This window comes from Streptomyces sp. NPDC091371 (genome assembly GCF_040684275.1).
Lineage (GTDB): Bacteria > Actinomycetota > Actinomycetes > Streptomycetales > Streptomycetaceae > Streptomyces.
On the sequence record NZ_JBFBFP010000013.1, the window covers coordinates 81,754 to 106,107 of the forward strand.

29 protein-coding genes are annotated in these 24,354 nt (G+C 71.5%); 16 read left to right on the forward strand and 13 right to left on the reverse strand.

Translation table 11 applies throughout. The annotated features are described in order from the left end of the window. Positions 1-32 precede the first annotated feature (32 nt). Positions 33-803 carry a glycerophosphodiester phosphodiesterase gene (locus tag AB0O21_RS17130; RefSeq protein WP_365171864.1) on the reverse strand — a complete coding sequence of 257 codons (771 nt, stop codon included), beginning with the start codon at positions 801-803 and terminating at the stop codon, positions 33-35. A 53-nt stretch (positions 804-856) separates the two neighbouring features. Between AB0O21_RS17130 and AB0O21_RS17135 the strand changes: the two genes are divergently transcribed. Further along, complete coding sequence (locus tag AB0O21_RS17135; protein WP_365171866.1) at positions 857-1,222, forward strand: hypothetical protein; 366 nt, start codon at positions 857-859, stop codon at positions 1,220-1,222. On the opposite strand, the gene AB0O21_RS17140 is transcribed toward AB0O21_RS17135, so the two are convergent. From AB0O21_RS17140 to AB0O21_RS17150, 3 genes are all read right to left on the reverse strand, one after another. After that, on the reverse strand, positions 1,188-1,802 hold the full coding sequence (locus AB0O21_RS17140) for a hypothetical protein (RefSeq protein WP_365171868.1): 615 nt from the start codon (positions 1,800-1,802) through the stop codon (positions 1,188-1,190). The genes AB0O21_RS17135 and AB0O21_RS17140 overlap by 35 nt on opposite strands. Positions 1,803-1,955: 153 nt before the next feature. After that, positions 1,956-2,567 carry a hypothetical protein gene (locus tag AB0O21_RS17145; protein ID WP_365171870.1) on the reverse strand — a complete coding sequence of 204 codons (612 nt, stop codon included), beginning with the start codon at positions 2,565-2,567 and terminating at the stop codon, positions 1,956-1,958. A 9-nt stretch (positions 2,568-2,576) separates the two neighbouring features. Further along, complete coding sequence (locus tag AB0O21_RS17150; RefSeq protein WP_365171872.1) at positions 2,577-4,241, reverse strand: fumarate hydratase; 1,665 nt, start codon at positions 4,239-4,241, stop codon at positions 2,577-2,579. Positions 4,242-4,412: 171 nt separating this feature from the next. On the opposite strand from AB0O21_RS17150, the gene AB0O21_RS17155 reads away from it, so the two are divergent. The 3 genes from AB0O21_RS17155 (at position 4,413) to AB0O21_RS17165 (ending at position 6,007) form a co-directional block, all read left to right on the forward strand. Next, positions 4,413-5,078 carry a DUF1707 domain-containing protein gene (locus AB0O21_RS17155; RefSeq protein ID WP_365171874.1) on the forward strand — a complete coding sequence of 222 codons (666 nt, stop codon included), beginning with the start codon at positions 4,413-4,415 and terminating at the stop codon, positions 5,076-5,078. A 101-nt stretch (positions 5,079-5,179) separates the two neighbouring features. Then, positions 5,180-5,473 carry a hypothetical protein gene (locus tag AB0O21_RS17160; RefSeq protein WP_365171876.1) on the forward strand — a complete coding sequence of 98 codons (294 nt, stop codon included), beginning with the start codon at positions 5,180-5,182 and terminating at the stop codon, positions 5,471-5,473. Positions 5,474-5,677: 204 nt separating this feature from the next. Beyond that, the gene (locus AB0O21_RS17165) at positions 5,678-6,007 is read left to right on the forward strand and encodes a WhiB family transcriptional regulator (RefSeq protein WP_365172026.1); all 330 of its coding nucleotides are present in this window, start codon (positions 5,678-5,680) and stop codon (positions 6,005-6,007) included. A 166-nt stretch (positions 6,008-6,173) separates the two neighbouring features. Here AB0O21_RS17165 and glpX read toward each other — a convergent pair whose 3' ends face one another. Then, positions 6,174-7,205: a class II fructose-bisphosphatase gene (gene glpX / locus AB0O21_RS17170; protein WP_365171878.1), complete on the reverse strand. Its 1,032-nt coding sequence runs from the start codon at positions 7,203-7,205 to the stop codon at positions 6,174-6,176. Positions 7,206-7,406: 201 nt separating this feature from the next. On the opposite strand from glpX, the gene AB0O21_RS17175 reads away from it, so the two are divergent. Beyond that, positions 7,407-7,925, forward strand: coding sequence for a DUF4245 domain-containing protein (locus AB0O21_RS17175; RefSeq protein WP_365172027.1), 519 nt, complete (start codon positions 7,407-7,409; stop codon positions 7,923-7,925). Between the two features lie 78 nt (positions 7,926-8,003). Here the strand turns inward: AB0O21_RS17175 and AB0O21_RS17180 are convergent, their stop codons facing one another. From AB0O21_RS17180 to AB0O21_RS17195, 4 genes are all read right to left on the reverse strand, one after another. After that, positions 8,004-8,594, reverse strand: coding sequence for a malonic semialdehyde reductase (locus tag AB0O21_RS17180; protein WP_365171880.1), 591 nt, complete (start codon positions 8,592-8,594; stop codon positions 8,004-8,006). Positions 8,595-8,727: 133 nt separating this feature from the next. Then, on the reverse strand, positions 8,728-8,964 hold the full coding sequence (locus AB0O21_RS17185; RefSeq protein ID WP_365171882.1) for an exodeoxyribonuclease VII small subunit: 237 nt from the start codon (positions 8,962-8,964) through the stop codon (positions 8,728-8,730). A 70-nt stretch (positions 8,965-9,034) separates the two neighbouring features. After that, positions 9,035-10,252, reverse strand: coding sequence for an exodeoxyribonuclease VII large subunit (xseA, locus tag AB0O21_RS17190; protein ID WP_365171884.1), 1,218 nt, complete (start codon positions 10,250-10,252; stop codon positions 9,035-9,037). Positions 10,253-10,830: 578 nt separating this feature from the next. Continuing rightward, entirely contained in the window at positions 10,831-12,183 is a 1,353-nt protein-coding gene (locus AB0O21_RS17195) for an APC family permease (RefSeq protein ID WP_365171886.1), read from the reverse strand. 109 nt (positions 12,184-12,292) lie between these two features. On the opposite strand from AB0O21_RS17195, the gene AB0O21_RS17200 reads away from it, so the two are divergent. Both AB0O21_RS17200 and ppgK read left to right on the forward strand, forming a co-directional pair. Further along, entirely contained in the window at positions 12,293-13,288 is a 996-nt protein-coding gene (locus AB0O21_RS17200; protein WP_365171888.1) for a 4-hydroxy-3-methylbut-2-enyl diphosphate reductase, read from the forward strand. A 21-nt stretch (positions 13,289-13,309) separates the two neighbouring features. Then, entirely contained in the window at positions 13,310-14,068 is a 759-nt protein-coding gene (gene ppgK / locus AB0O21_RS17205; protein WP_365171890.1) for a polyphosphate--glucose phosphotransferase, read from the forward strand. Here the strand turns inward: ppgK and AB0O21_RS17210 are convergent. Continuing rightward, a complete protein-coding gene (locus AB0O21_RS17210) occupies positions 14,065-14,454 on the reverse strand; it encodes a DUF6542 domain-containing protein (protein ID WP_365171892.1) in 390 nt (129 codons plus the stop codon). The two genes, ppgK and AB0O21_RS17210, sit on opposite strands and share 4 nt — an antisense overlap. Positions 14,455-14,712: 258 nt before the next feature. Here AB0O21_RS17210 and ychF point away from each other — a divergent pair, with 258 nt between their 5' ends. The 3 genes from ychF (at position 14,713) to AB0O21_RS17225 (ending at position 16,533) form a co-directional block, all read left to right on the forward strand. Further along, complete coding sequence (gene ychF, locus AB0O21_RS17215; protein ID WP_365171894.1) at positions 14,713-15,801, forward strand: redox-regulated ATPase YchF; 1,089 nt, start codon at positions 14,713-14,715, stop codon at positions 15,799-15,801. Between the two features lie 199 nt (positions 15,802-16,000). After that, on the forward strand, positions 16,001-16,282 hold the full coding sequence (locus tag AB0O21_RS17220) for a type II toxin-antitoxin system prevent-host-death family antitoxin (protein ID WP_365171896.1): 282 nt from the start codon (positions 16,001-16,003) through the stop codon (positions 16,280-16,282). After that, positions 16,279-16,533, forward strand: a complete 255-nt coding sequence (locus tag AB0O21_RS17225) for a Txe/YoeB family addiction module toxin (protein ID WP_365171898.1) — start codon at positions 16,279-16,281, stop codon at positions 16,531-16,533. The genes AB0O21_RS17220 and AB0O21_RS17225 overlap by 4 nt, the downstream gene beginning before the upstream one ends. A gap of 49 nt (positions 16,534-16,582) precedes the next feature. Here the strand turns inward: AB0O21_RS17225 and AB0O21_RS17230 are convergent, their stop codons facing one another. Together AB0O21_RS17230 and AB0O21_RS17235 are read right to left on the reverse strand one after the other, a co-directional pair. After that, a complete protein-coding gene (locus tag AB0O21_RS17230) occupies positions 16,583-17,197 on the reverse strand; it encodes an antibiotic biosynthesis monooxygenase (RefSeq protein ID WP_365171900.1) in 615 nt (204 codons plus the stop codon). A gap of 161 nt (positions 17,198-17,358) precedes the next feature. After that, entirely contained in the window at positions 17,359-17,883 is a 525-nt protein-coding gene (locus AB0O21_RS17235) for a Uma2 family endonuclease (protein ID WP_365171902.1), read from the reverse strand. Positions 17,884-18,043: 160 nt separating this feature from the next. Here AB0O21_RS17235 and AB0O21_RS17240 point away from each other — a divergent pair, with 160 nt between their 5' ends. Next, the gene (locus AB0O21_RS17240) at positions 18,044-18,658 is read left to right on the forward strand and encodes a hypothetical protein (protein WP_365171904.1); all 615 of its coding nucleotides are present in this window, start codon (positions 18,044-18,046) and stop codon (positions 18,656-18,658) included. A gap of 10 nt (positions 18,659-18,668) precedes the next feature. Beyond that, a complete protein-coding gene (locus AB0O21_RS17245) occupies positions 18,669-19,205 on the forward strand; it encodes a CbrC family protein (protein ID WP_365171906.1) in 537 nt (178 codons plus the stop codon). Between the two features lie 11 nt (positions 19,206-19,216). Here AB0O21_RS17245 and AB0O21_RS17250 read toward each other — a convergent pair whose 3' ends face one another. Then, complete coding sequence (locus AB0O21_RS17250; protein ID WP_365171908.1) at positions 19,217-20,191, reverse strand: SMP-30/gluconolactonase/LRE family protein; 975 nt, start codon at positions 20,189-20,191, stop codon at positions 19,217-19,219. Between the two features lie 87 nt (positions 20,192-20,278). On the opposite strand from AB0O21_RS17250, the gene AB0O21_RS17255 reads away from it, so the two are divergent. The 4 genes from AB0O21_RS17255 to AB0O21_RS17270 all read left to right on the forward strand — a co-directional run bounded on the left by AB0O21_RS17255 (position 20,279) and on the right by AB0O21_RS17270 (position 24,044). Further along, positions 20,279-20,716, forward strand: coding sequence for a MarR family transcriptional regulator (locus AB0O21_RS17255; RefSeq protein WP_365171910.1), 438 nt, complete (start codon positions 20,279-20,281; stop codon positions 20,714-20,716). Between the two features lie 123 nt (positions 20,717-20,839). Continuing rightward, positions 20,840-21,979: an alpha/beta hydrolase-fold protein gene (locus tag AB0O21_RS17260; RefSeq protein ID WP_365171912.1), complete on the forward strand. Its 1,140-nt coding sequence runs from the start codon at positions 20,840-20,842 to the stop codon at positions 21,977-21,979. 173 nt (positions 21,980-22,152) lie between these two features. Further along, the gene (locus AB0O21_RS17265; RefSeq protein WP_365171914.1) at positions 22,153-23,256 is read left to right on the forward strand and encodes an alpha/beta hydrolase-fold protein; all 1,104 of its coding nucleotides are present in this window, start codon (positions 22,153-22,155) and stop codon (positions 23,254-23,256) included. Between the two features lie 5 nt (positions 23,257-23,261). Then, on the forward strand, positions 23,262-24,044 hold the full coding sequence (locus AB0O21_RS17270) for a trypsin-like peptidase domain-containing protein (protein WP_365172028.1): 783 nt from the start codon (positions 23,262-23,264) through the stop codon (positions 24,042-24,044). Positions 24,045-24,354 lie beyond the last annotated feature (310 nt).

Genomic DNA, 24,354 nt, shown 5'->3' on the forward strand with positions numbered 1-24,354 from the left:
CCACACCCGGCCGGCGCACCCCGGCCGGGTGCTCACATGTCGTCGAGCAGCTTGCGCACGTCCCGCGGCCGGTTGGTGATGATCGTGTCCACGCCGAGCCGCACGCACAGCTCCACGTCCTCGGGCTCGTCCACGGTCCACACCCGCACGGCCAGCCCCTTCGCCTTGAGCCGCCCCACCAGCCCCGGATCCCGCCGTACGAGGTCGATCCCCGGCCCCGCGTGGGTCGCGAACGGCGGCCGCGGCGGGCGCACCGTCCGCTCGATCAGATAGACGGCCGGCAGCCCGGGCGCGAGCCGGTTCATCCGGGTCAGCGCGTTCCGCGAGAAGCTCATCACCTCGACGCGCCCCGACGCCCCGTCCGCGAGCCCGTACTCCCGGAGCATCCGCACCAGCTCGGCCTCCAGCCGGCCGCCGGCCCGGGTCGGGTGCTTGGTCTCGACGGCGAGCCCGACCGGCCGCGGCGCGGCCAGGGCCTCCTTGAGCAGGTCCTCGAAGAGCAGCACCCGGGCGCCCGCGTGCTCGGCGCCCTTCCACGATCCGAAGTCGAGCGCGGCCAGCTCCTCGTACGTCATTTCGGAGACCACCCCCCGCCCGTCGGAGGTCCGCTCCACCCGCCGGTCGTGCACGCACACCAGCTTCCGGTCGGCGGTGAGCCGCACGTCGCACTCGAGCGCGTCGGCCCCGTCGGCGACGGCCTGCCGGTAGGCGGCCATGGTGTGCTCGGGGTGCTCGTGGGAGGCCCCCCGGTGGGCGACGACGCGCACGTCGCGGGCGAAGGGGAGCGTGGACTGCCGGTTCATGCGTCAGACGTTATCCGGATGCGGTGGGCGGCCGCGTACCGCATGCTGCACCGATGGCTGAACAGTTCGCGACATTGCACTGCGAGCCCTGCGAGGACTGCCGCTTCGAGGCGTGGCAGCGCATCGTCGACGGCAGGCTGCGGTGGGAGGAGTCGCACCACTGCCCCGCGTACGGAGTCCAGGCCTGCGGTGGCGGCTGGGGCCCGCCGCCACCCTGGGTCCGCGAGCGGATCGTGGCCGGGCAGGGCACGGTCCGCCTCGCCGTCGGCGGTCCGGACGGCCTGCCGCTGAAGGCCGTCCGGGAGTTGTACGGCCTCACGCTCCCGGAGCTGATCGCGGCCCGGGAGCACGGCATCGAGGCCACCCCGGTCGAGGCGGAGCTGCTCAGCCCGGGATCGGGGCCAGCGGGGCCGGGGTGACCTTGAAGCCGCCCTTCGTGACCTCCGTGAAGGGGGCCGGGGCCATGCACGTGCCCACCGCTCCCTGGACCACGGTGCCGTCCGGCTTCGTGTCGACGTTGGCGACGGCCCAGGAGAAGCCGATGCGGTCCGGGCCGCCGCGCTCGCCGTCCTGGACGCTGATGCCGATCCGCTTGCCCTCCCAGCCCATGTTCGAGGTCTTGACCATGGCGGTGAGGGTGGCGGTCTTGCCGCCCGTGACCAGGCAGTCGATCTCCGCCTCGGCGGTGCCGGTGAAGCCGGTCTCCGTGAAGTAGTGGTAGATGGTCACCCGGCCCCGCGCGTCCGTCGGCAGCCCGTTCTCCAGGCCCGGGACCGGGTAGGGCTTGGTCCACGGTGTCTGCTCGGCGTCGACCGTGAAGCGGATGTCGTCCTTGGGGGAGTAGGGGAAGAGGATCGTGCCGCCCCCGCGCACCGAGGCGACCTTCGGCGCCGCCGCCGGCGCGGCCGAGGCCGCCGGGGCGGGGGCCGCCGCGACGAGGGCGGCCACGAGCGCGGCGGCCGTTCCGGCGATAACGAGGGCGGACATGCGGTTCTTCATGCTGAACTCCCGTGTTCCAAGGGTTGTTTGGGTACGGGAACAGCCTCGCCGGGCCCCCGCCGCCCTGCCATCTGCCGATGGGCGGACATGCGCGAGGGGCCCCTCCCCCGAATGGGGGAGAGGCCCTCGGTCGCAGTGCGGGGGCGGGGGGCGTCACGCCATGGCGGTGTCCATCGCCACGTGGAAGATCCGCGAGAAGCCCGCGCGAACGGCGCCCCGGCGCGTGAGCACGGACCGGTCCACCCCGGCGAAGACGACGGCGAGCGATATGTCGGCCGCGAGGGCGCGGCCCGTCACGCTCACCTCGACGCGCTTCCACCTGGCGATGCCGGACTCCCTGACCTTGACGGTGACCCCGCGGTCCTCGTTGTCGGCCTCGCGCATGACGACGTACTCGCGGCGGTTGACCGCCCAGAGCCGGTACCGGTCACCGCCGTACCGCATGCGCAGTCCGCGGCCCCGGTGGGTGGCCGCCCACCGGTTCCGCTTCAGGTACACCACCGCGCCCCCGACCCGCAGCGTCGGCCCGTTCAGCGTCGGGCGTTCGGTGATCATCACCTGGAGGCCGCGCGATTCGAAGACCGTCGTGGGGATCAGGCCGCCGGAGGCCTCGGTGGCGCGGACGTCCTCGTGGGCGTGCGGCAGCGAGGACACGGTGATCTCGCCCCACTCCGGCGAGTTGCCCTGCCAGCCGGCCCGGCCGAGCCCGCCCTTCTCGCCGTTCTGCCACGCGCTCAGCGTGAACGGCGCACTCCGACCGTGCACGGCTCGGCCCTACAGGCCCGGGCCCCGCACCGGGATGTGCGTGAACGTCGGCTCCGGGGCCGGGTTCTGGAAGAAGTCGTTGCCCTTGTCGTCGACCACGATGAAGGCCGGGAAGTCCTCCACCTCGATCTTCCAGACCGCCTCCATGCCGAGCTCCTCGTACTCCAGGACCTCGACCTTCTTGATGCAGTCCTGGGCCAGGCGGGCCGCAGGGCCGCCGATCGAGCCCAGGTAGAAGCCGCCGTGCGAACCGCACGCGTCCGTCACCTGCTGCGAGCGGTTGCCCTTGGCCAGCATGACCTTCGAGCCGCCCGCCGCCTGGAACTGCTCGACGTACGAGTCCATGCGGCCGGCCGTGGTCGGGCCGAAGGAGCCCGAAGCGTAGCCCTCGGGGGTCTTCGCGGGGCCCGCGTAGTAGACCGGGTGGTCCTTCAGGTATTGCGGCATGCCCTCGCCCGCGTCCAGCCGCTCCTTGATCTTGGCGTGCGCGATGTCGCGCGCCACGACCAGCGGGCCGGTCAGGGACAGGCGGGTCTTGACCGGGTGCTTGGTCAGGGTCGCCAGGATCTCGTCCATCGGCTGGTTCAGGTCGATGGAGACGACGTCCGAGGACTCGTCCAGGTGAGAGTCCGTGGTGTCCGGGAGGAAGCGCGCCGGGTCCGTCTCCAGCTGCTCCAGGAAGACGCCCTCGGCGGTGATCTTCGCGACCGCCTGGCGGTCGGCCGAGCAGGAGACCGCGATGGCGACCGGGAGGGAGGCGCCGTGGCGCGGGAGGCGGACCACGCGGACGTCGTGGCAGAAGTACTTGCCGCCGAACTGCGCGCCGATGCCGATCTTCTGGGTGAGCTCGAACACCTGCTGCTCGAGGTCGAGGTCGCGGAAGCCGTGGCCCAGGGCGGAGCCCTCGGTGGGGAGCTCGTCCAGGTAGTGCGCGGAGGCGTACTTCGCGGTCTTCAGCGCGTGCTCGGCCGAGGTGCCGCCGACCACGATCGCCAGGTGGTACGGCGGGCAGGCCGCCGTGCCGAGCGAGCGGATCTTCTCCTCCAGGAACTTCATCATGGAGGCCTCGTTGAGGACCGCCTTGGTCTCCTGGTAGAGGAAGGACTTGTTGGCCGAGCCGCCGCCCTTGGCCATGAAGAGGAACTTGTACGCACCGCCGTCGGTCGCGTACAGCTCGATCTGCGCGGGCAGGTTCGAGCCGGTGTTCTTCTCCTCCCACATGGTGATCGGAGCCATCTGCGAGTACCGCAGGTTCAGGCGGGTGTACGCGTCGTAGATGCCGCGCGACAGCGCCGCCTCGTCACCGCCCTCGGTGAGCACGTTCTGGCCGCGCTTGCCCATCACGATCGCGGTGCCCGTGTCCTGGCACATCGGCAGGACGCCGGCCGCCGCGATGTTCGCGTTCTTGAGGAGGTCGAGCGCCACGAACTTGTCGTTCGAGGAGGCCTCGGGGTCGTCGATGATCCGGCGCAGCTGCGCGAGGTGCGCGGGGCGCAGGAAGTGCTGGATGTCGTGGATGGCCTCTTCGGCGAGCTTGCGCAGCGCCTCCGGCTCGACCTTGAGGAACGTACGGCCGTCCGCCTCGAAGGTGGACACGCCTTCGGCGGTCACCAGCCGGTAGGGGGTGGTGTCCTCGCCCAGGGGCAGCAGGTCGGTGTACGCAAACTCTGGCATGACGGCAGTCATTCCTCACTCGGCAGACAGCACTGGCGACCAATTGGCAGCGCGGTCATCCAGCGTAGAACCTCTCGACGCGGCCGCGGTTGTGAGGTAAGGCTCACTCGGGGCCCGCTCTGCTCCACTCAGGAGTATCGCGATCTATCGTGTCTCGCTATGCTGGGTGACGTGGACCTGGAAAAGCACCCCGCCGGCCCCGCGGCCGCCGCCCCCTCCGAGCTGCGCGCGTCCGACGCCGACCGGGACCGGATCGCGCAGACGCTCGCCGACGCCCTCGCCGAGGGCAGGCTGAACTCCGAGGAGCACTCGGAGCGGCTCGACTCGCTGTACGCGCTCAAGACGGTCGGCGAGCTGGAGGTCCTCGTACGGGACCTGCCCGCGCCCGGCGCCGGCCACACCCCGCCCGCGCACGCCGCAGGCCCGTACGCCGCCCCCGCGGGCCACCCCGACACGGTCGTCGCCGTCTGCAGCAGCTCCGCCCGCAAGGGCCGCTGGCGGCCGGGCGCGCACACCCGCGCGGTCTCGGTCATGGGCGACATCACCATCGACCTCACCGAGGCGGTCTTCGAACAGCAGGTCACCGAGATCAACGTGACCTGCGTACTGGGCAACGTCGAGGTCCTCGTCCCGGAGAACGTCACCCTGCGCGGCTACGGCAGCGGGGTCCTCGGCAACTTCGAGGTGCGCGGCGAATCCCGCGGGGAGACCGACCCGCAGGCCCCCGTGGTGATCGTCCGCGGCTTCGCGCTGCTCGGCAGCATCGAGGCCCGCCCCAAGCCCGGCGCCCGCCTGGTCGATCTGGCGCAGAGGCTCCGCAAGCGCCTCGACGGCTGACGCAAACCGCGGTCAACACGCCCTGGAAACAGCGGGATCCGGCCGCGCGGCCTCCCAGGCGCACGAGGCACTGCGCGCCACCGTCGCCGGGGTGCCCGCCGATGGCTGTGCCGCTGCCCCCGTCCACCGTGCCCGCCGAGACGGCCGTCGGCGCGGCCGCACTCGACGCCGCCGTGCACGCCTGGGACATCGCCGTCGCCACCCGGCAGCCCTCCCCGCTCCCGGCGGCCCTCGCGCAGGCCCTGCGACCTGCGGCGGACGCCCTCGCCGAGCCCCTGCGGGGCTTCGCCTACGGCCCGGCGCTCCCCGGCGCGCCCGAGCCCGACGCCGACCCGGCCGGCTCGCTGCCGGCCTTCCTGGGGTGCGATCCGGGCTGGGCGCCGCCGGGCGCGTGACGGCGGGCGCGGCAGGGGCACGTTTCGGACGAAGGCCCCGCGCCCGGTGGTGCGCAGTGCATAGGGGCGCGTACAGCGGGTAGGGACAGGTGCATCGTCTCTCGCTCGCGTATACGTCGTCAGGAGTAGACCGTGCCGCATCCGCCGCATCAGTCCTTGCAGGTAGCCGCCGTCCAGAGTCTTCAGGGGCGCGCGGCGGCGGCCGTGCCGAAGCCGCGGACGCCGTCGCGGGAAGAGGACGGCCCCTGGCACGCGGAGGCGGTGTGCCGCCGGGACGAGGCGGGGCTCTTCTTCGCGCCGTCCAAGGAGCCCACCGCGGCCCGGCTCTCCCGCGAGGAGGCCGCCAAGCGCGTCTGCGCGCGCTGCCCGGTGATGGTCGCCTGCCGGGAGCACGCGCTGCTCCAGCCCGAGCCCTACGGGGTCTGGGGCGGGCTCACCGCCGCCGAGCGCCGGGTGGTCCTGGCCCGGATGCGCCGCCGGTCCGCCGAGCTCCGCCAGGCGGCGGGCGGGGGCCCGATCGCGGCGGCGGGCTGAGCGAAATCCAGCCTCGCCGGCGTTTGAGGCGCGGGGGTCCGGGGACAGCGCCCCCGGCAACGGCGCCGCAGGGTCAGGACGCCGGACACGGTGGAGGGGCGGTCACCGCGCCCGGGGAACCCCCGGACGCGGTGACCGCCCCTCGTTTGCCGTGCGGGCCGCAGGCCTACTTCGCGCGGTCGAAGTCGATCGCGCTGTACGCACGCAGCTTCGACAGGCGGTGCGTCGAGTCGATCTGCCGGATCGTGCCCGACTTCGAGCGCATGACCAGCGAGGACGTCGTCGCCGTCTCCGCGCGGTAGTGCACGCCGCGCAGCAGCTCGCCGTCGGTGATGCCGGTGGCGACGAAGAAGACGTTCTCGCCGGACACCAGGTCGTTCGTCGACAGGACGCGGTCCAGGTCGTGGCCGGCGTCCAGCGCGCGCTGGCGCTCGGCGTCGTCCTTGGGCCACAGCTTGCCCTGGATCGTGCCGCCCAGGCACTTTATGGCGCAGGCCGAGATGATGCCCTCGGGCGTGCCGCCGATGCCGAGGAGCAGGTCCACGCCGGTGCCCTCGCGGACGGCCATGACCGAGCCGGCGACGTCGCCGTCGGAGATGAACTTGATCCGGGCGCCCGTCTCGCGGATCTCCTTGACGATGCCCTCGTGGCGCGGGCGGTCCAGGATGACGACCGTGACGTCCTCGACGGCCATGCCCTTCGCCTTGGCGACGCGGCGGATGTTCACCGAGACGGGGGCGTTGATGTCGACGAAGTCGGCGGCCTCGGGGCCGGTGACCAGCTTCTCCATGTAGAAGACCGCGGACGGGTCGAACATGGTGCCGCGGTCGGCGGCGGCCAGCACGGCGATGGCGTTCGGCATGCCCTTGGCGTTCAGGGTGGTGCCGTCGATCGGGTCCACGGCGATGTCGACCTCGGCGCCGGTGCCGTCACCGACCTGCTCGCCGTTGAAGAGCATCGGGGCTTCGTCCTTCTCGCCCTCGCCGATGACGACGACGCCGTTCATCGAGACGGTGGAGATCAGGGTGCGCATGGCGTTGACGGCGGCGCCGTCCGCGCCGAGCTTGTCGCCGCGGCCGACCCACCGGCCCGCGGCCAGGGCGGCGGCCTCGGTGACCCGGACGAGTTCCAGGGCGAGGTTGCGGTCGGGGGCCTCCGGAGAGACTACGAGCTGAGGCGGCAGGTTGTGCTCGGTCATCCGAGGGCACCTTTCTGTTCGGCGACGGCCGGGAAGTGAGGGTGCTGGAACTCTATCGGTAGGTCGATAAATTGAGCAGACCGGGTCACGTATGAGCGGCATATCGGTCAGCGGATTGGCCTGAGCGGACACCTCGCGACGCTCCGGGGCCCCCGGCGGTGATCGCCGCGGGCCATGCGGGACGATGGTGGCGTGGCAGGTATGAAAGGCAAGCAGACGGTCTGGGACATGGTCCGGTCGCTGGCGGTGATCGGCGTCGTCGTGGCGGGCATCTACATGTTCGTCCCACATGACGAGAAGGCCGACCCGACGCGCACGGTCGACTACCGGGTGGAGACGCTCACGGCCCGGCGCGCGGCCCCGTACCCGGTGGCCGCCCCCGCGGGGCTCCCGGAGCAGTGGCGGGCGACCTCGGTCTCGTACGAGCGCAAGAACGCCAACGCCTGGCACCTGGGCTTCCTCGATCCGGAGCAGCAGTACGTGGCGGTGGAGCAGTCCACGGACACCTCCGCCAAGTACCTCGACCGGGTGACCCAGAAGGCGAAGGCCACCGGCCAGACGCAGCAGGTCGGCGACATGTCCTGGGAGCGCTGGGACGGCGAGAAGTACGACGCCCTCGTGCGCCAGGAGCAGGGCCACGTCACGGTGGTGACCGGGACGGCCTCCTTCGAGCAGCTCGGCGCGATGGCGGCGGCGCTGGAGTTCAAGCAGGGCAAGTAAGGGCTGCGCGACGCGAAAGGCGGCCCGCCCCCCGGGATCGGGGGGCGGGCCGCCTTTCGCGTGTACGCGCCACCGCACTCAGACGGTGGTGACGACCTGGTCGAACTCCAGGCGCGGGGAGCGCGGGAACCAGGCGTCCTCGCCCGGCTTGCCGATGTTGACGACCATGATCGGGGTGTGGTCGCCGTCCAGGAACTCCTTCTGGATGCCGGCGAGGTCCGCACCGGTCATCGGGCCCGCGGCCAGACCGGCGGCGCGGACGCCCACGATGAAGTACGCGGCCTGAAGCGACGCGTTGACCAGCGCGGACTGCTCGCGGACCGGGCGCTCGGAGAAGAACATGTCCTTGGCCGGCGGGAAGTGCGGCAGCAGGTGCGGGAGCTCCTCGTGGAACTCGTTGTCCGCGGAGAGGATCGCGACCAGCGGCGCGGCGGAGGTCTTGGCCTGGTTGCCCTCGGCCATGTGCTGCACGAGGCGCTCGCGGGCCTCGGGGGAGCGGACCAGCGTGATGCGCAGCGGGGTCCCGTTGAAAGCGGTGGGGCCGTACTTCACCAGGTCGTAGATCGCCTGTACCTGCTCCTCGGTGACCGGCTCGTCGGAGAACGAGTTGGCGGTGCGGGCCTCGCGGAACAGCAGGTCCTGGGCGGCGGAGTCAAGAACGAGAGACATCGGAAAGCCTTCTTCCATACGGGGGTGAAGCGATGTCCCAGACTCTACGGCGGAGATAGATGAAATTTCAACTATCTCGCCCTGATGGTGGCCCGCATCACTTCCGGGGGGTCCTCTCCCCGGCCGTGCCCGGCTACTCGGCCGCGCCCGTCCCGCCCTCCGCGGCCCGCTCGCGGGCCGCCAGGGCCGAGTCCAGTCGGGCGCGGGCGCCCTCCAGCCAGTGCCGGCAGACCTTCGCCAGCTCCTCCCCGCGCTCCCAGAGCGCGAGGGAGTCCTCCAGCGAGGTCCCGCCGGCCTCCAGCTTGCGGACGACCTCGATCAGCTCGTCACGGGCCTGCTCGTACCCCAGCGCGGTATCGGCCTCTGACATTCCCTTGTCCACCCTATGTGTGTAATGCAACGAAAACGTTGCCCCAGTGTGTCGTCGCCGCGGCGTGCGGCTAGTCGGATGCGGATGCGACCCGCACGGTGAACTCGCCCTCCGCCACCCGGGCCCGCAGCTCCTCGTCCGCCGCGACCTCCTGCGGCGAGCGCACCACGTGCCCGTCGGCCCGCTGGAGCACCGCGTACCCCCGCTCCAGCGTCGCGGCGGGCGACAGCGCCACCACCCGGGCGAGGGTGTGCTCGAGCTCGGAATCGGCCCGGTCCAGCAGGTGCCCCAGCGTGCGTCGGCTGCGCGCCAGCAGCGCCTCCAGCTCGTCCTCCCGTACCTCCACCATCCGCTGCGGATGTACGAAGACCGGCCGCGCGAGGGCGTGCGCCAGGCCCCGCTCCTCCCGGTCCAGCAGTCCCCGCACCGCGCGCAGCCCCCGGCCCTGCAGCTGGCGTACGCGCTCCAGCTCCTCGCCCACGTCCGGGACGACCTTCTTCGCGGCGTCCGTGGGCGTGGAGGCCCGCAGGTCCGCGACGAGGTCCAGCAGCGGGGAGTCCGGCTCGTGGCCGATCGCCGAGACCACCGGGGTCCGGGCCGCCGCGACGGCCCGTACGACCTCCTCGTCGGAGAAGGGCAGCAGGTCCTCCACGCTGCCGCCGCCGCGCGCCACGATGATCACGTCGACCTCGTCGAGCGCGTCCAGCTCCTTGACCGCCTGGACCACCTGCGGCACGGCGTGCACCCCCTGCACGGCCACGTTCCGCACCTCGAAGCGGACCGCGGGCCAGCGGCGCCGGGCGTTCTCCAGCACGTCCCGCTCGGCCGCCGAGGCCCGCCCGACCACCAGCCCGATCAGCTGCGGCAGGAACGGCAGCGGCTTCTTGCGGTCCAGCGCGAACAGCCCCTCGGAGGCCAGCGACCGCTTGAGCCGCTCCAGCCGGGCCAGCAGCTCCCCGATGCCGACGGGCCGTATCTCCGTGGCCCGCAGGGACAGCTGCCCGCGCGGGGCGTACCACTCGGGCTTGGCGAGCAGGACGACCCGGGCCCCCTCCGACACGACGTCCGCGACCTCGTCGAAGACCTGTCGGAAACAGGTCACGCTGACCGAGATGTCGTGCGAGGGGTCGCGCAGCGTCAGGAAGACCACCCCCGCCCCCGGCCTGCGCGAGAGCTGCGTGATCTGCCCCTCCACCCACACCTGCCCGAGCCGCTCGATCCAGCCCCCGATGAGCCGGGACACCTGCCCCACCGGCAGCGGCGCCTCGGCCGACGTATTCAGACCCATGCACGAAGGCTATCCGCCGTCACTGACACCACCTCAGGCCCCGGCGGGGTGTCGCGGCCGTCGGGTGCGGCGCCGTTCCGGGGGCTCCGCCCCCGCGCCCCCGCGCCTCAATCGCCGGCGGGGCTGGGTTTTCCCTGGGCGGGGTCCTGGACCGTGCGGCCCCTGCGCGGGGTCCCGGCGGGGCGTCTCCTCGTCCTCGCGCGTGCGGGCATCTCGCGGCTGTTGAGGGTGGTTGCGCGCTCGTCCTGCGGGGACGCCCCGCCGTGCCCCCGCTCCGCCCCGCGGGCCAAGACCCCGCCCTGGCGGGTCGGGAGTGTGCTGTTGGGGTGGGGGCCCGCAGGAGGGTCCCCGCAGGACGAGCGCGCAACCACCCTCACGTGACGAAGCGGTGCCCGCAGGCGCGAGGACGAGGAGACACTCCGGAGGGACCCCGCCCCAACCCGGCCGGTCCCGCCCAGGGAAAACCCGGCAGCGCAGCCGCCCCGAGGTGGCCAGGCCCCGCCCCGGCAAAACCCAGCCCCGCCGGCGATTGAGGCGCGGGGGCGCGGGGGCAGCGCCCCCGGAACGGCGCCGCAGGCTCAGGCGGACCGCCCGCGCTGCGCGAGCAGCACGCACAGGCCCACCGCCAGCCACACCGCCCCCACCACCTGCGCCGTCCAAGAGGCCTCGACGATCACCGCCACCGTCACCGCCGCCCCCAGCACCGGCACCACCAGGTGCTTCCACCACACCGGCGCCCCCTCCCGCCGCTTCACCACGAACCAGCCGACCACGGACGCGTGCAGCAGCGTGAACGCCACCAGCGCCCCCACGTCCACCACGGAGACCAGGTGGTCGAGCCCGTCGTCGCGCCGGGCCGCCCACACCGCCGCGATCAGCGTCACCGTCGCCGCCACCAGCAGCGCCGGCCGCGGAGTGCCGTCCGAGGTCCGCGCCAGCACCCGCGGCAGCCGCCGCTCCCGGGCCATCGCGAACACCAGCCGCCCCGCCGCCGCCTGCCCGGCCAGCGCCGCGAAGGCCGCCCCGATCGCCTTGCTGACGGCCACCAGGTCGTGCAGCCACGAGCCGACCGACGCCTCCACCGCGTTGTAGAAGGCCGGCCCCTGCTGCCCCGGATCGGCCGCCAGCTCCGCCGCCGAGACCGGCATCAGCAGCGCCGCCAGGTAGCTCTGCGCGATGAACAGCACCCCGGCCAGCCCCAGGCAGAACAGCACCGCCCGCGCCACCCGCTCCGAGCCCCCCGTCACCTCCTCCGCGAAGGAGGCGATCGCGTCGAAGCCCAGGTACGACAGCACCGCCACCGACACCGCGCCCAGCACCGCGCCCACGCTGAAGCCCAGCGACCCGTCGCCGGTCAGCGGGGAGAGCCAGCCGCGCTGCGCCCCGTCCCGGACCAGTACCGTCACCGCCGCGACCAGGAAGACCAGCAGGACCAGGATCTCCATGGCCAGCACGGCGAAACCCACGCGCGCCGCCGCCCGTACGCCCCACAGGTTCAGCGCGGTGGTCACGACCACTGCCAGGGCCGTCCACACCCACCGGGAGACCTCCGGCACCAGCGCGTTCATCGCGATCCCCGAGAAGAGGTACGCGACCGCCGGGATCAGCAGGTAGTCCAGCATCGCCATCCACCCGGCGATCAGGCCGGGCCCCTCGCCCAGCCCCTTGCGGGCGTAGGTGAAGACCGAGCCGGCCTGCGGGGCGACCCGCACCATCTGCGCGTACGAGAAGGCCGTGAAGGCCATCGCGACCGTCGCGACGAGGTAGACGAGGGCGACGGCGCCGTGCGACTTCGCGTCGAGCGTGCCGAAGACCCCGACCGGGGCCATCGGGGCGATGAACAGCAGTCCGTAGACCACCAGGTCCCGGAAGCCGAGGCTCCGCCGCAGGGCGGTGGGTGCGGCGTTGCCGGAATCCGTAGCGGACGCCATCAGTTCATTCCTCCGGACGACAGTCGGGACGTTCTTTCTGATCTTCCCGCCCAGTGTGTGGCGTACGGGCGACGACCGGCCTCCTGGGGACCCCCGTACGATGGATCCCATGACTGCTCCCGCCCCTGCCCCCGCTTCCCGCCGTGTCCTGCTCGCCGCGCCCCGCGGCTACTGCGCGGGCGTGGACCGAGCCGTGATCGCCGTCGAGAAAGCCCTTGAGCAGTACGGGGCGCCGGTCTACGTACGGCACGAGATCGTGCACAACAAGTACGTCGTCCAGACCCTGGAGAAGAAGGGCGCCATCTTCGTCGAGCGGACGGAAGAGGTGCCCGAGGGCAACATCGTGATGTTCTCCGCGCACGGCGTGGCGCCGGTGGTGCACGAGGAGGCGGCCCGCGGCAAGCTCGCGACGATCGACGCCACCTGCCCGCTGGTCACCAAGGTGCACAAGGAAGCCATCCGGTACGCGAACGAGGACTTCGACATCCTCCTCATCGGCCACGAGGGCCACGAGGAGGTCATCGGCACCTCCGGCGAGGCTCCGGACCACATCACCATCGTCGACGGCCCGCACGACGTGGCCAAGGTCGAGGTCCGCGACGAGTCCAAGGTCGTCTGGCTCTCCCAGACCACCCTTTCGGTCGACGAGACCATGGAGACCGTCGACGCGCTGAAGACGAAGTTCCCGCTGCTCGTCTCCCCGCCCAGCGACGACATCTGCTACGCCACCTCGAACCGGCAGGCCGCGGTCAAGGTCATGGGCGCGGACTCCGACCTGGTCATCGTGGTCGGCTCGAAGAACTCCTCGAACTCCATCCGTCTGGTGGAGGTCGCCAAGGACGCCGGCGCCAAGGCCGCCCACCTGGTCGACTTCGCGAGCGAGATCGACGAGGCCTGGCTGGAGGGCGTCACCACGGTCGGCCTGACCTCGGGCGCCTCGGTGCCGGAGGTGCTGGTCGAGGAGGTCCTGGAATGGCTGGCCGCCCGCGGCTACGCCGACGTGGAGATCGTCAAGACGGCCGAAGAGTCCATCGTCTTCTCCCTCCCGAAGGAACTGCGCCGCGACTTGCGTGCCGAAGCCGCCGAACTGGTCGCGGACAAGTAACTGGTTTCGTACGGTATGTCCATGCAGATCATGGGTGTGGACATCGGCGGATCCGGGATCAAGGGCGCTCCCGTGGACCTGGCCCGGGGCGACCTGGCGCAGGAGCGCCACAAGGTACTGACACCGCAGCCGGCCACCCCCGAGGGGGTGGCCGGCTGTGTCGCGGAGGTGGTCCGCGCCTTCTCGTGGTCGGGGCCGGTCGGGGTCACCTTCCCGGGCGTGGTCACGGGCGGGATCACCCGTTCGGCGGCGAACGTCGACAAGGGCTGGCTCGGCGTCGACGCGGCGGCGCTCCTCTCGCGCGAGCTGGGCGGCCTGCCGGTGACGGTCCTCAACGACGCGGACGCGGCGGGCGTCGCGGAGATGACCTACGGGGCCGGTCGCGACCGCTCGGGCACCGTCATCCTGCTCACCCTGGGCACGGGCATCGGCAGCGCCCTGTTCACGGACGGGCGCCTGGTCCCGAACTCGGAACTCGGCCACCTGGAGCTCAAGGGCCACGACGCGGAGACGCGGGCGTCGGTGAAGGCCAAGGAGGACGGGGACCTCAGCTGGGAGCGCTGGGCGCACCGGCTGCAGAAGTACCTGGCGCACGTGGAGATGCTGTTCTCCCCGGACCTGTTCATCCTCGGCGGCGGGGTCAGCCGCAAGCCGGAGAAGTTCCTGCCGCTGATCGAGGGCATCCGGGCGGAGATCGTCCCGGCGAAGCTCCAGAACAACGCGGGCATCGTGGGCGCGGCCATGGCGGCCAAGGCCGCCGCGAAGGGGAATCGCGGCTAGCCGATACGCCGGGGAACCCTCCGCCTCCCGATCAGCACGGCCTTGCGTACGACCACGATCAGGGCGGCGACCAGCGTCCCGGCGTACAGCCAGCCGGCATGCAGGGACAGCGCGGACACCAGCCCCATCAGCTGCCCGCCGAAGCCGCCGGAGCCGCCGGACACGGGCCACACTCCGGCGGCGAAGGCGATGGGGGCGGCGATCGGCGCGGTGATCAGATCGGCCGGCCGCACCCACAGTGCGGTGGCGGCCGCCACGGGCGGGAACAGCAGCCCGTACACGAACAGCGAGGAATCGAACAGCAGCCAGGCGAACCCGGCCACCAGCACCATGGCGGCACACGCGAACAACCCGCCGCCGAGCCCCGTCAGCCGGGGCCGCGGCATCCGCCGCGCCACGCTCGCGGCGGAGGCGGCCGGCCGGGTGCGCTGTGCCGGGGGCCGCAGGGGCCGCTGGGGCCCCGACGCTCGCTGGGGGTGAGGGACCGGTCGCGTCCTGTATCGCTCCACCCCCCAAAACTAGGCGGGTGAGCCGCCGGATCCGCTCCCGGACACGCGTACATCGACCGCTACTCATCGGAAAGTAAACTGTCCGGTGGCCCGCACCCGGGCCGCCGCCCCCTCCAGCTACGGGAAGTCGCCAACGTGTCGCTCACGATCGGAATCGTCGGCCTGCCGAATGTCGGCAAGTCGACCCTGTTCAACGCCCTGACCAAGAACGACGTGCTGGCGGCCAACTACCCGTTCGCCACGATCGAGCCGAACGTCGGCGTCGTCGGCGTCCCGGACTCGCGCCTGGCCGTCCTCGCCGGGATCTTCGGCTCCCAGAAGATCCTCCCGGCCACGGTCGACTTCGTCGACATCGCCGGCATCGTGCGCGGCGCCTCGGAGGGCGAGGGCCTCGGCAACAAGTTCCTCGCGAACATCCGCGAGTCGGACGCGATCTGCCAGGTCATCCGCGCCTTCAAGGACGAGAACGTCGTCCACGTCGACGGCAAGGTCTCGCCCAAGGACGACATCGAGACGATCAACACCGAGCTGATCCTCGCCGACCTCCAGTCCATCGAGAAGGCGGAGCCGCGCCTGACGAAGGAGTCCCGCCTCCAGAAGGAGAAGGTCGCCGTCCTGGCGGCCGTCGTCGAGGCCAAGAAGATCCTCGAAGCCGGCGACACCCTCTTCTCGAAGGGCATCACCAAGGGCACGGAGCAGGGCGACCTCCTCCACGAGCTGCACCTCCTCACCACCAAGCCCTTCCTCTACGTCTTCAACGTGGACGAGGACGAGCTCACGGACGAGGCCTTCAAGGACGAGCAGCGCGCCCTGGTCGCCCCGGCCGAGGCCATCTTCCTGAACGCGAAGCTGGAGCAGGAGCTCATCGAGCTGGAGGACGACGAGGCCCTCGAACTCCTCCAGTCGGTCGGCCAGGACGAGCCGGGCATGGCCACCCTGGGCCGCGTCGGCTTCGCCACCCTGGGCCTCCAGACCTACCTGACGGCCGGCCCGAAGGAAACCCGCGCCTGGACCATCAAGCAGGGCGCGACGGCCCCGGAGGCGGCGGGCGTCATCCACACCGACTTCCAGCGCGGCTTCATCAAGGCGGAGGTCATCTCCTTCGCGGACCTGGTCGAATGCGGCTCGGTGGCGGAGGCCCGCGCGAAGGGCAAGGCCCGCATGGAGGGCAAGGAGTACGTCATGCAGGACGGCGACGTGGTGGAGTTCCGCTTCAACGTCTGAGCGGATGAAATAGCACCACGTCCTTGACGTGGCAAACATGCAGGTCAGAAGGGGTCGACTCCGCTGGGAGTCGGCCCCTTGTTGTTTCCCGTGCTGGGATGGTGCTGGGATGTCTGACCAGCCATCAGCCGTTCGGCCCGGCCGGAAGGTGTCGAGAGTGGTACGTTATTAGGTACCACTTGAGGGAAGAGGTCAAGTCATGTCCATAACCGCGAGTGAAGCCCGCAAGGAACTCTTTCCGCTGATCAAGAAGGTCAACGAGAACCATGAGGCCATCGAGATCGTCTCGAAGCACGGCAACGCCGTGCTCGTCTCGGCCGAGGACTACGCGGCGCTGCGCGAGGGCTCGTATCTGCTGCGCTCTCCGGCGAACGCCCGGCGGCTGCTCAAGGCCTACGAGAACGCTCTGTCCCACATCAACGTGTCGGAGCGCGAGCTGATCGATCCCGACTCGGCGGACGCGGGTGTGGGTGCCGCGTGAGGCTCGTCTTCGAGGACCAGGGCTGGGAGGACTACACGTCCTGGCTCAAGAACGACCGCAAGATGCTCGCCCGGATCAACAAGCTCATCGAGGACGTCAGGCGTGACCCCTTCACGGGGATCGGCAAGCCCGAACCATTGAAGTACCACCTACCCGGGGCATGGTCACGGCGGATCGACGACGAGCACCGCCTCGTCTACCTGGTAACCGACAAAGAGGTCGTCATCCTCGCGGCTCGTTACCGCTACTGACCGTTCATGTGGCGGGGCGGTGCTCGCGATCGCGGAACCGGAGGCACGGTCAGGCGTGGGGCACCGCCGTGGCGAGGACCACCTCGAATTCCTCGAGGCTGCGGGTGGTTGCGCGAGCCTTCGCCGTTGCCTCTCCGCGGACCGCCGCGACGGCGCCACGGGATGCCACGAGTGCGTCGCGATCGGTGTAGAGCGCGCCGACAGCGGCTCTGCCCCGCTCGCGGTCGATGAGCAGGGAGATGCCGGCCAGTCCGGGGATCTTCTGGACCTTGGGCAGTGAGGTGTCGCGGAACGTGTCCACCAGCAGGTCGAGGTCGGCCGGCTCGACGTCCATGCGGACCAGCCGGAACCCCGCGCCCGGCCCGAGTTCCTCTGCGCGTCGGGTGACCGCCGCTTCCCAGTTGTCGACCGTCACGGTCTGCGCGAAGGGCGCCATCATCTCGGCCCGCCGCTTGCTCAGGTTCTCGTAGCTGGCCTGCCGGGAGGCCTCGTCCTCCCACCACGATCCCACCAGGAGCTTGCCGAGCTCGCGGTCGGCGAACAGCCCCATCCCGCGAAAGCCCGGTTGCGCCGACAGCAGCGCACGCCCGTCGGTCCGGAGCGCCTCGGCGACCCCGTCGAGCTCGGCCGGATCACCCGTTGCATAGATGCTGCGAACGTACATAGCGCCCTTTCCTGCCTTCCGGTGGCCCCGCGCGGGCTCGTGTTCCCACTCCATGCGATGACCGGGGCGGATGGGGGGCAACACGGCAGGGGCATTCAGGTGAAGAGGCGAGCCGTCGCCCCATGCTGTTTCCCGTGCTGGGATGGCGCTGGGGTATCTGGTCATCCATCAGTCGTTCGGCCCGCCTGAAGAGCGCCGGTGCGCGCTCCAGAGGGGCGAGGAGGCCGCGCTTCACGGTGCTCACAGCGAGAGGAAGGCCGTGCCCACCGAATGGAATCCGCACCGACTTCACCTTCGCTCCGCCCCAGGGTGACGGCGGAGCCTGGCGCGCTACGGCCGAGTCCCTGGAGAGGGCTCTGAGGGAGACATTCCCGAGCCCACCTTGCGCGGTGGCTCCGGGACTCCTCGGCCGTCGTCACCAGCAGGTCCGGTTCGGGGCGGTTGCGCTGGTCGAGCTTGATGGTCATCTCGCGGCCGACTCTGGTGTCGGCGGGCACCTGCTCCATGAGTGCGACGGTCAGCATGGTGACGAGGTGGCCGTGCCACCACCTCTGGGGCGACACCATGAAGACGAGGGCTCCGTCGATCAGCTCGGTGTGGCGGGGTGCCTCGGGGAGGCGGTCGAGGTCCTCCGCGAACCAGCCTTCCGCGCGCGGCGGGCGCATCCAGCCGGGCAGTGCGGACATGGGTTCACGGTAGCGGCCCACAGTTCAGGCTGGAGAGCCGACGATCCCGGCCGGAGGTCCTTCGGCAACTTGCCGCACCATGACCGGCCACCCACCTGGCGTCCGGCCCCTTTGCCGTCACCCCGGAAGGGCCGCAGGGCCGCTGATCCATACTTTGCGCATGGATGTCGTCGGGATGCTGGAAGCCGCCTCGCTGCTCGTGCCCGAGGCGGTTGCCACCGACAACGACGTCACCGTCTCCGATGTCTGGGACTACCTCGCGCACGACGAGTGGGAAGTGGCGCTCGACCTGCTCCAGGCGCTGGGTGACGGATGGAGCGCGCCGGCGGGTTTCTGGGACGAACTGGCACGCGCGGCCGGGATGTTGGGGCTCGAGCGGAGCCGGGAGTGGTGCCGGTGGCGCGGGGCCGAGACGCGGGTGGGGGTCATCCGGGCCGAACTGGTCCTCCGCCCCGCCGGGGAGACGTTCCGGCGTACGCCGATACCCGGGGCCGGGGTGCTGCGGCCGATGTGGGACATCGGCAACCGGAGGGACGACGGGGCGCGTGAGCTGGACATCGCCCGCGTGTGGGTCGAGTTCGCCCCCGGCCTCGCGCCCGGCGCCCAGGCCCCGGTGCGGCTCCTGCCCCTGACCGCGGCGCGCTGGCGGCACCTCGCCCCCGGCGACCGGATCACGCTGTACGAGACCTCGGTGGCCGGCGGGACGGCGACGATCCTGGAGGCGGCCCCGCCGTCCGCCGGCGCGGACCGGCACGGCCGCCCGGTACGCGGGTAGCGTCACCGGGATGTCAGAGGAGCTGCCCGTCTTTCCCTATCACCCCGACCCACTGGCGACCGGGGCGGTCGTCGCGGCCGGCACGGCGTGCGTCTGCTGCGGGCGGTCGCGGGGGTACGTCTACGCAGGACCCGTGTATGCGGTCGAGGAGCTTTCCGGTCGGCTGTGCCCGTGGTGCATCGCGGACGGCTGCGCGGCCGCGAGGTACGAGGCGCACTTCATCGGCGATCCGGTCGGCGAGGACGTCCCGCGCGCGGTCGTGGTGTCCGTGGACGCGCGCACGCCGGGCTTCTCCTCCTGGCAGGATCCGAGGTGGTTCTTCCACTGCGGCGACGGTGCGGCCTTCCTGGGGCCGGCGGGGGCGGCCGAGCTGGCCGCCTTCCCGGACGTGCTGGAGGAGTTGCGGCGCGAGGCCGGCCGGTGGGGGTGGGCGGCCGAGGTGGTGGAGAGCCACCTCGGTGCTCTGGACAAGGACGGGCAGCCCGTCGGCTACCTCTTCAGGTGCCGCGCCTGCGGCCGTCACATGGCGTACGCGGACTTCACCTAGCCGGCCGCCGTTCAGAGCCCCCGTACCGAGGCCACCGTGAAGGTGGTCGGGGTGCCCGTGCTCGGGGTCAGGGGGCCGCCCTTGTCGAACTGGGAGCGGACCACCAGGGTGCGGCCCCGGGTGTGGGTGAGGGTCGTCGGGATCTGCAGGGACGGGTCCGTGACCGTGCGGGTGAGGCGGGCGCGGGTGCCGTCCGCGGTGAGGTGCCAGCGGGTCAGCGTGTTCGTGGTGTTGTGCGCCACGCGCAGGGTGCCGTCGGGGGCGAGGTCGAGGCCGTCGGCGGCCTTCATGTCGCGGCCGCCGAGGTCGACGCGGCTGACGGCGCCGGTGGCGAGGTCGACGCGGTAGAGGTCGCCCTCCGGCATGTCCACCGTGAGGAGGTGGCGGCCGGCGCGGTCCGCGACAATGCCGTTGAGGCTGAAGCCCCCTGCCGGGCGGGGGCGCAGGGCGGGGGAGAGGTCGTACGCCGCGGTGAGCGGGCCGCTGCCGGCCGCCAGTTGCCCGGGGGTCACCCGGTAGATCACCCCGCGGATGCTGTCGGTGAGGTACGCGGCGCCGTCCGGGGTGATCGTCAGGTCGTTGACGAAGCGGGGCGCGTCGCCCGCCACCTCGAAGTGGGCCAGGCGGGAGCCGGTCGCGGTGTCGTAGACCGAGACCCCGGCCGTGGAGTCCGTCACCCAGAGCCGGCCCCGGGCGTCGACCCGCAGGCCGTTGGCCGTGTGGCGGCCGTCGGTCCCGGCGGGCAGGAACACCTCGGCCTCGGTGCGGCCGGGGCGGGCCCGGTAGACCGTGCCGTCCGCGTACGAGCCCACGTAGACGGTGTGCGTACGGGAGTCGGTGGCTATGCCCTCGGGGTAGACCTTCCCGCCCGGTATGGAGAACGCGGTGGATATGCGGGTGTCGGCCGAGGGCGGGGCCGCTCCCAGGAGGGCGAGGGTCAGGGCGGTGGTCACGGCGGTCACGGTGGCGGTGGGCAGGAGTTTCATCACGTCTCCCCGAGTGGGTTCTCGTTCGTCTGTGTGGGCGAATGTATGTTAGGGCTCTAATGTGCGCAAGGGTCGTAGGATGCGGGGATGACCTCCATGGCCCCCGAAGAGCGCATCGGCGCGCACATCAAGCGCGCCGAGCAGGCGCTCCTCGCGGCGAAGAACGCCGCGGTCAAGCCGGCCGCAGTAACGGTTCCTCAGTACGCCGCGCTGCTCTGGCTGGCCGAGAAGCCCGGCGTCTCCGCCGCCGCGCTCGCCCGCCTGTGCGGAGTGACTCCGCCGACCATGAACACCGTGCTGAAGAACCTCCAGGAGCGCGGGCTCATCGAGCGGACCCCGCACGAGCTGCACCGCAACGTGCTGGAGACCCGGCTCACCCCGGAGGGCCGCGCGGTGATGGAGCAGGCGGACTCCGGCGCGGTGCGCGTGGAGCGGGCGCTGGCCGCCGCGTTCAGCGCGGAGGAGCGCGAGCAGCTCATCGCGCTGCTCGGGCGGTGCGCCGAGGTCCTCGACGAGCAGCGCTGATGTTCATCTGGCCTTCCCGCCATGTTTTTGCCGGGATTTGGAACTGCGCGGGGCATTCGTACATCAGGAGAAACAGCAAGCCGTCCTGCCCGTGGGGCAGCCACAACGTTCGGAGCGAAGTTCGTGCACCAGCACCCGCAGCCCCCGGCCCCGCCCCGGCCCCATGAGCCCGAGGAGCCGCCGTACCAGCCGCAGTCCCGGCGGTCCCGGCGCCGAATATGGATCAGCGCGGCGGTCGCCCTCGCGCTCCTCCTCGGCGGCGGTGGCTTCGCCGCCTGGAAGCTGGACTGGTTCTCCGGCAACGGCGACGCCGTGACCTTCGGCAAGCCGACCCCGCCGCCGGCCGCGCCGGAGAAGACGGACCCGGTCACGCCGTCGGCCTCGCCCACGCCCACCGGCGACCCCGACGTACAGCTGCCGAGCGGCCCGAAGTCCGACTTCAAGCAGACCACCAAGCTCGACGACGGCACGATCATCGCCAAGACCCGCCTCGCGGGCGCGAAGTCCGGCTTCGAGGGCGACGTCTGGGTGTGGGCGCCCAAGGAGTACGAGGACCCGAAGTACGCCAAGAGCGCCTTCCCGGTGCTCATCGCGCTCCCCGGCGGCAACGGCTTCCCGAACAACTACTGGGCCGACCGCAGCCTCGGCCTCCAGAAGGCCATCAGCGAAGGCGTCCAGGCCGGCACCAGCCTGCCCTTCGTCGTGATCATGCCGGTGCTCAACCCGGACAACAAGTACTACTACGACGGCGCCGACATCCCCGGCCAGCCCAAGATGGGCACCTGGATCGCCGAGGACGTCCCGGACTTCGCCCGGGCCAACTTCCGTACGTACAAGTCCCGTGACGGCTGGGCCTTCATGGGCTCCTCCTCCGGCGCCTTCGTCGGCATGAAGACGGTCCTCCAGCACCCGGACAAGTTCAAGGCCGTGATCGCCAGCGGCGGCGAGATCGTCCCCGACTCCCCGCTCTGGAAGGGCCACCAGGCGGAGATGGACGCGAACAACCCCGAGACCCTCGCCAAGAAGCTGATCGACACCAACGGCCCCGAGGTCTACATCAACTTCCAGATCGGCACGAAGGAGAGCGGGAAGGACCGGATGGTGAAGTTCGTGCAGGCCTACGGCAAGGGGCCGGTCAAGACGACCATCCGCGACATCCAGAACGGCGAGCACAACGGCTGGCACTACGTCCGGGGCATGAAGGAAGGCTCCCTGGAGTGGATCAGCAAGGTGCTGAAGGGCCCGAAGCCCGCCGCCGGCTGATCCGCCGCGGCAGCGGAGCGGGCGGCCCGCCGGCCCGCGGGTGGCGCTCGACACGTCACGCCCGTCCCAGGCAACCCGTCCCGTCGTTCATACCTCTGTAAAGGGTGTAAGGGGGACCGATCGGTCCGACCCGCGCTCCGAGGTGAGCGCCGGAGAAGGAACGGGACAAATCCGTGCAGTATGACCAGCAAGGCGACGGCAGCCCCACGACCGAGGGCGGCCGTCGCCCCAAGCGCCTGCGCCTGCTTCTGATCAGCGGTGGGCTCGCTCTCGTCCTCGCAGCCGGAGGCGGGGCGGCAGCGTACAAGTACGGCCTCTTCTCGGACATAGGGGAGCCGGTCTCCTTCGGGAAGGTGCAGGAGAAGACCTCCAAGACCTCGAAGGCCGCCGCGGCCTCCGACCTGCCGGCGGGGGTGAGCATGCCGACCGGGCCGAAGGCCGAGTTCGTCCGGACCAACCGGCTGCCGGACGGCACCCAGATCGCGCGGACCACCCTCACCGGGGCGAAGTCCGGGTTCACGGGGGACGTATGGGTGTGGGTGCCCAAGGAGTACGACGAGCCGAAGTACGCCAAGAGCGCCTTCCCGGTCCTGATCTCCCTGCCCGGAGGCCGCGGCTACCCCACGAACTACTGGGGCACGGGACCCGGCCTCGGCCTGCAGAAGGCCGTCAGCGACGGGGCGAAGGCCGGCACGAGCCTGCCCTTCATCCTGATCATGCCGGTGCACAACGCCGACACCAAGCACCACTTCGACGCCTCCGACATCCCCGGCCAGCCCAAGATGGGCACCTGGATGGCCGAAGACGTCCCGGATTTCACGAAGGCCAATTTCCGGACCTTCACCTCCCGCGACGGCTGGGCCTTCATGGGCTCCTCGGCCGGCGGATTCGGGGCCTTCAAGCACGTCCTGAAGCACCCCGACCGCTTCAAGGCGGCCATCGCGAGCGGGGTCGACATCGTCCCCGACTCCCCGCTGTGGAACGGGAACACGCAGGCCATGGACCAGGACAACCCGGAGAAGCTCGCCGAGAAGCTGATCGGCGCGGGCGGCCCCGACGTCTACATCAACTTCCAGATCGGCACCGCCGAGTCCGGCCGCGACAAGGCCGAGAAGTTCATGAAGGAGTACGGCAAGGGTCCCGTGCACACCACGCTGCAGGTGATCCAGGATGGTGGGCACAACGGGAAGTCGTACGTACGAGGCATGAGGGAGGGCGCGCTGGAGTGGATCAGCAAGGTGATGTCGGCGCCGACACCCGACCCCGCCGTGCGTTGAGCACCGTGGTGAAGGGGGCCTCGGCCGCCGCCGCGGCGGGGCTCGCGGCGGTGTGCGCCGTCGCGTTCCTGGAGTCGCCCGGCGACCCGCGGGTGCTCCCCTTCCCCACCGTCGGCGTGCTCATGGCGGGCGGCGAGCACTGGTGCACGGCGAGCGTCGTCGACAGCCCGAAGGGCAACGTCGTCGCCACCGCCGCGCACTGCGTGGCACCGGCCGGCGAGGACGGGCAGCCGGGCGAGGTGGCCCACGACGGCCTGGCCATCGGCGAGCTCGCCTTCGCCCCCGCCTTCTCCGGCGAGGGCGCCGGCACCCACCCCCTGGGGGTGTGGAAGGTCCGCTCGATCCATGTCGACGACCGCTGGACGAAGTGGGGCGAGGACACCGCCGACTTCGCCTTCCTCACCCTCGCGGCGGACGAGGACGGACGCAGCGTGCAGGAGGCGGTCGGCGGCGCGGCGGAGGCCCCGAAGCCCGAATGGACCTCCGGGTACGACCGGGACGTGACCGTCGTCGGCTACCCGGAGTCCGAGCACAACCCGCAGAACAAGCCCGTCTCCTGCACCACGCAGACCCGGCACGACGAGGACGACCCCGACATGCTGTACATGAGCTGCGCGGGCTTCTGGACGGGCACCAGCGGCAGCCCCTGGATCGCCGACCGCGGCGGTCCGGGGCGCCCCGGCCGGCTGATCGGCGTCCTGAGCGGCGGGGACACGGACGTGGACTCGACGGCCGCGCTGTTCGACGAGCGCGCCAAGGCCCTGTACGAGCGGGCGGCGCGGGGCTGAGCACCCGGCGCGGGGCGGACGGCCCCCGCCGCACGCCGGGCGGGCCCGCCTATCCCAGCGCGCCCCGGCGGAAGCTCCACCACTGGTTGGAATTGCTCGACGAGCAGGTCTTCAGCAGCACCTGCTGGCCGGTGCCGGTCCTGGTCGGGCACTTGCCGTCCTGCTTGTCCGTGTCCGGCCCCCGGCCGGTCGTGCTGCGGTCGTGCCGGCAAGTTCCCTGCCGTTGACGAGTTGTGACGTTCCGTCGGGGAAGCGGTTGCGCGCGGGCGGGTGTGCCCCGAGGGAGGATGGGGAAACAGGAGTGCGGGTT

Coding starts and splice junctions, on each gene's coding strand:
- AB0O21_RS17130 (WP_365171864.1), bottom strand. CDS start 803: ATGAACCGGCAGTCCACGCTCCCCTTCGCCCGCGACGTGCGCGTCGTC.
- AB0O21_RS17210 (WP_365171892.1), bottom strand. CDS start 14,454: ATGCCGCGGCCCCGGCTGACGGGGCTCGGCGGCGGGTTGTTCGCGTGT.
- ppgK (WP_365171890.1), top strand. CDS start 13,310: ATGCAGATCATGGGTGTGGACATCGGCGGATCCGGGATCAAGGGCGCT.
- AB0O21_RS17240 (WP_365171904.1), top strand. CDS start 18,044: ATGGATGTCGTCGGGATGCTGGAAGCCGCCTCGCTGCTCGTGCCCGAG.
- AB0O21_RS17230 (WP_365171900.1), bottom strand. CDS start 17,197: ATGTACGTTCGCAGCATCTATGCAACGGGTGATCCGGCCGAGCTCGAC.
- AB0O21_RS17185 (WP_365171882.1), bottom strand. CDS start 8,964: ATGTCAGAGGCCGATACCGCGCTGGGGTACGAGCAGGCCCGTGACGAG.
- AB0O21_RS17175 (WP_365172027.1), top strand. CDS start 7,407: ATGAAAGGCAAGCAGACGGTCTGGGACATGGTCCGGTCGCTGGCGGTG.
- AB0O21_RS17135 (WP_365171866.1), top strand. CDS start 857: ATGGCTGAACAGTTCGCGACATTGCACTGCGAGCCCTGCGAGGACTGC.
- AB0O21_RS17235 (WP_365171902.1), bottom strand. CDS start 17,883: ATGTCCGCACTGCCCGGCTGGATGCGCCCGCCGCGCGCGGAAGGCTGG.
- AB0O21_RS17250 (WP_365171908.1), bottom strand. CDS start 20,191: ATGAAACTCCTGCCCACCGCCACCGTGACCGCCGTGACCACCGCCCTG.
- glpX (WP_365171878.1), bottom strand. CDS start 7,205: ATGACCGAGCACAACCTGCCGCCTCAGCTCGTAGTCTCTCCGGAGGCC.
- AB0O21_RS17195 (WP_365171886.1), bottom strand. CDS start 12,183: ATGGCGTCCGCTACGGATTCCGGCAACGCCGCACCCACCGCCCTGCGG.
- AB0O21_RS17150 (WP_365171872.1), bottom strand. CDS start 4,241: ATGCCAGAGTTTGCGTACACCGACCTGCTGCCCCTGGGCGAGGACACC.
- AB0O21_RS17180 (WP_365171880.1), bottom strand. CDS start 8,594: ATGTCTCTCGTTCTTGACTCCGCCGCCCAGGACCTGCTGTTCCGCGAG.
- AB0O21_RS17220 (WP_365171896.1), top strand. CDS start 16,001: ATGTCCATAACCGCGAGTGAAGCCCGCAAGGAACTCTTTCCGCTGATC.
- AB0O21_RS17200 (WP_365171888.1), top strand. CDS start 12,293: ATGACTGCTCCCGCCCCTGCCCCCGCTTCCCGCCGTGTCCTGCTCGCC.
- AB0O21_RS17255 (WP_365171910.1), top strand. CDS start 20,279: ATGACCTCCATGGCCCCCGAAGAGCGCATCGGCGCGCACATCAAGCGC.
- AB0O21_RS17160 (WP_365171876.1), top strand. CDS start 5,180: ATGGCTGTGCCGCTGCCCCCGTCCACCGTGCCCGCCGAGACGGCCGTC.
- AB0O21_RS17140 (WP_365171868.1), bottom strand. CDS start 1,802: ATGAAGAACCGCATGTCCGCCCTCGTTATCGCCGGAACGGCCGCCGCG.
- xseA (WP_365171884.1), bottom strand. CDS start 10,252: ATGGGTCTGAATACGTCGGCCGAGGCGCCGCTGCCGGTGGGGCAGGTG.
- AB0O21_RS17245 (WP_365171906.1), top strand. CDS start 18,669: ATGTCAGAGGAGCTGCCCGTCTTTCCCTATCACCCCGACCCACTGGCG.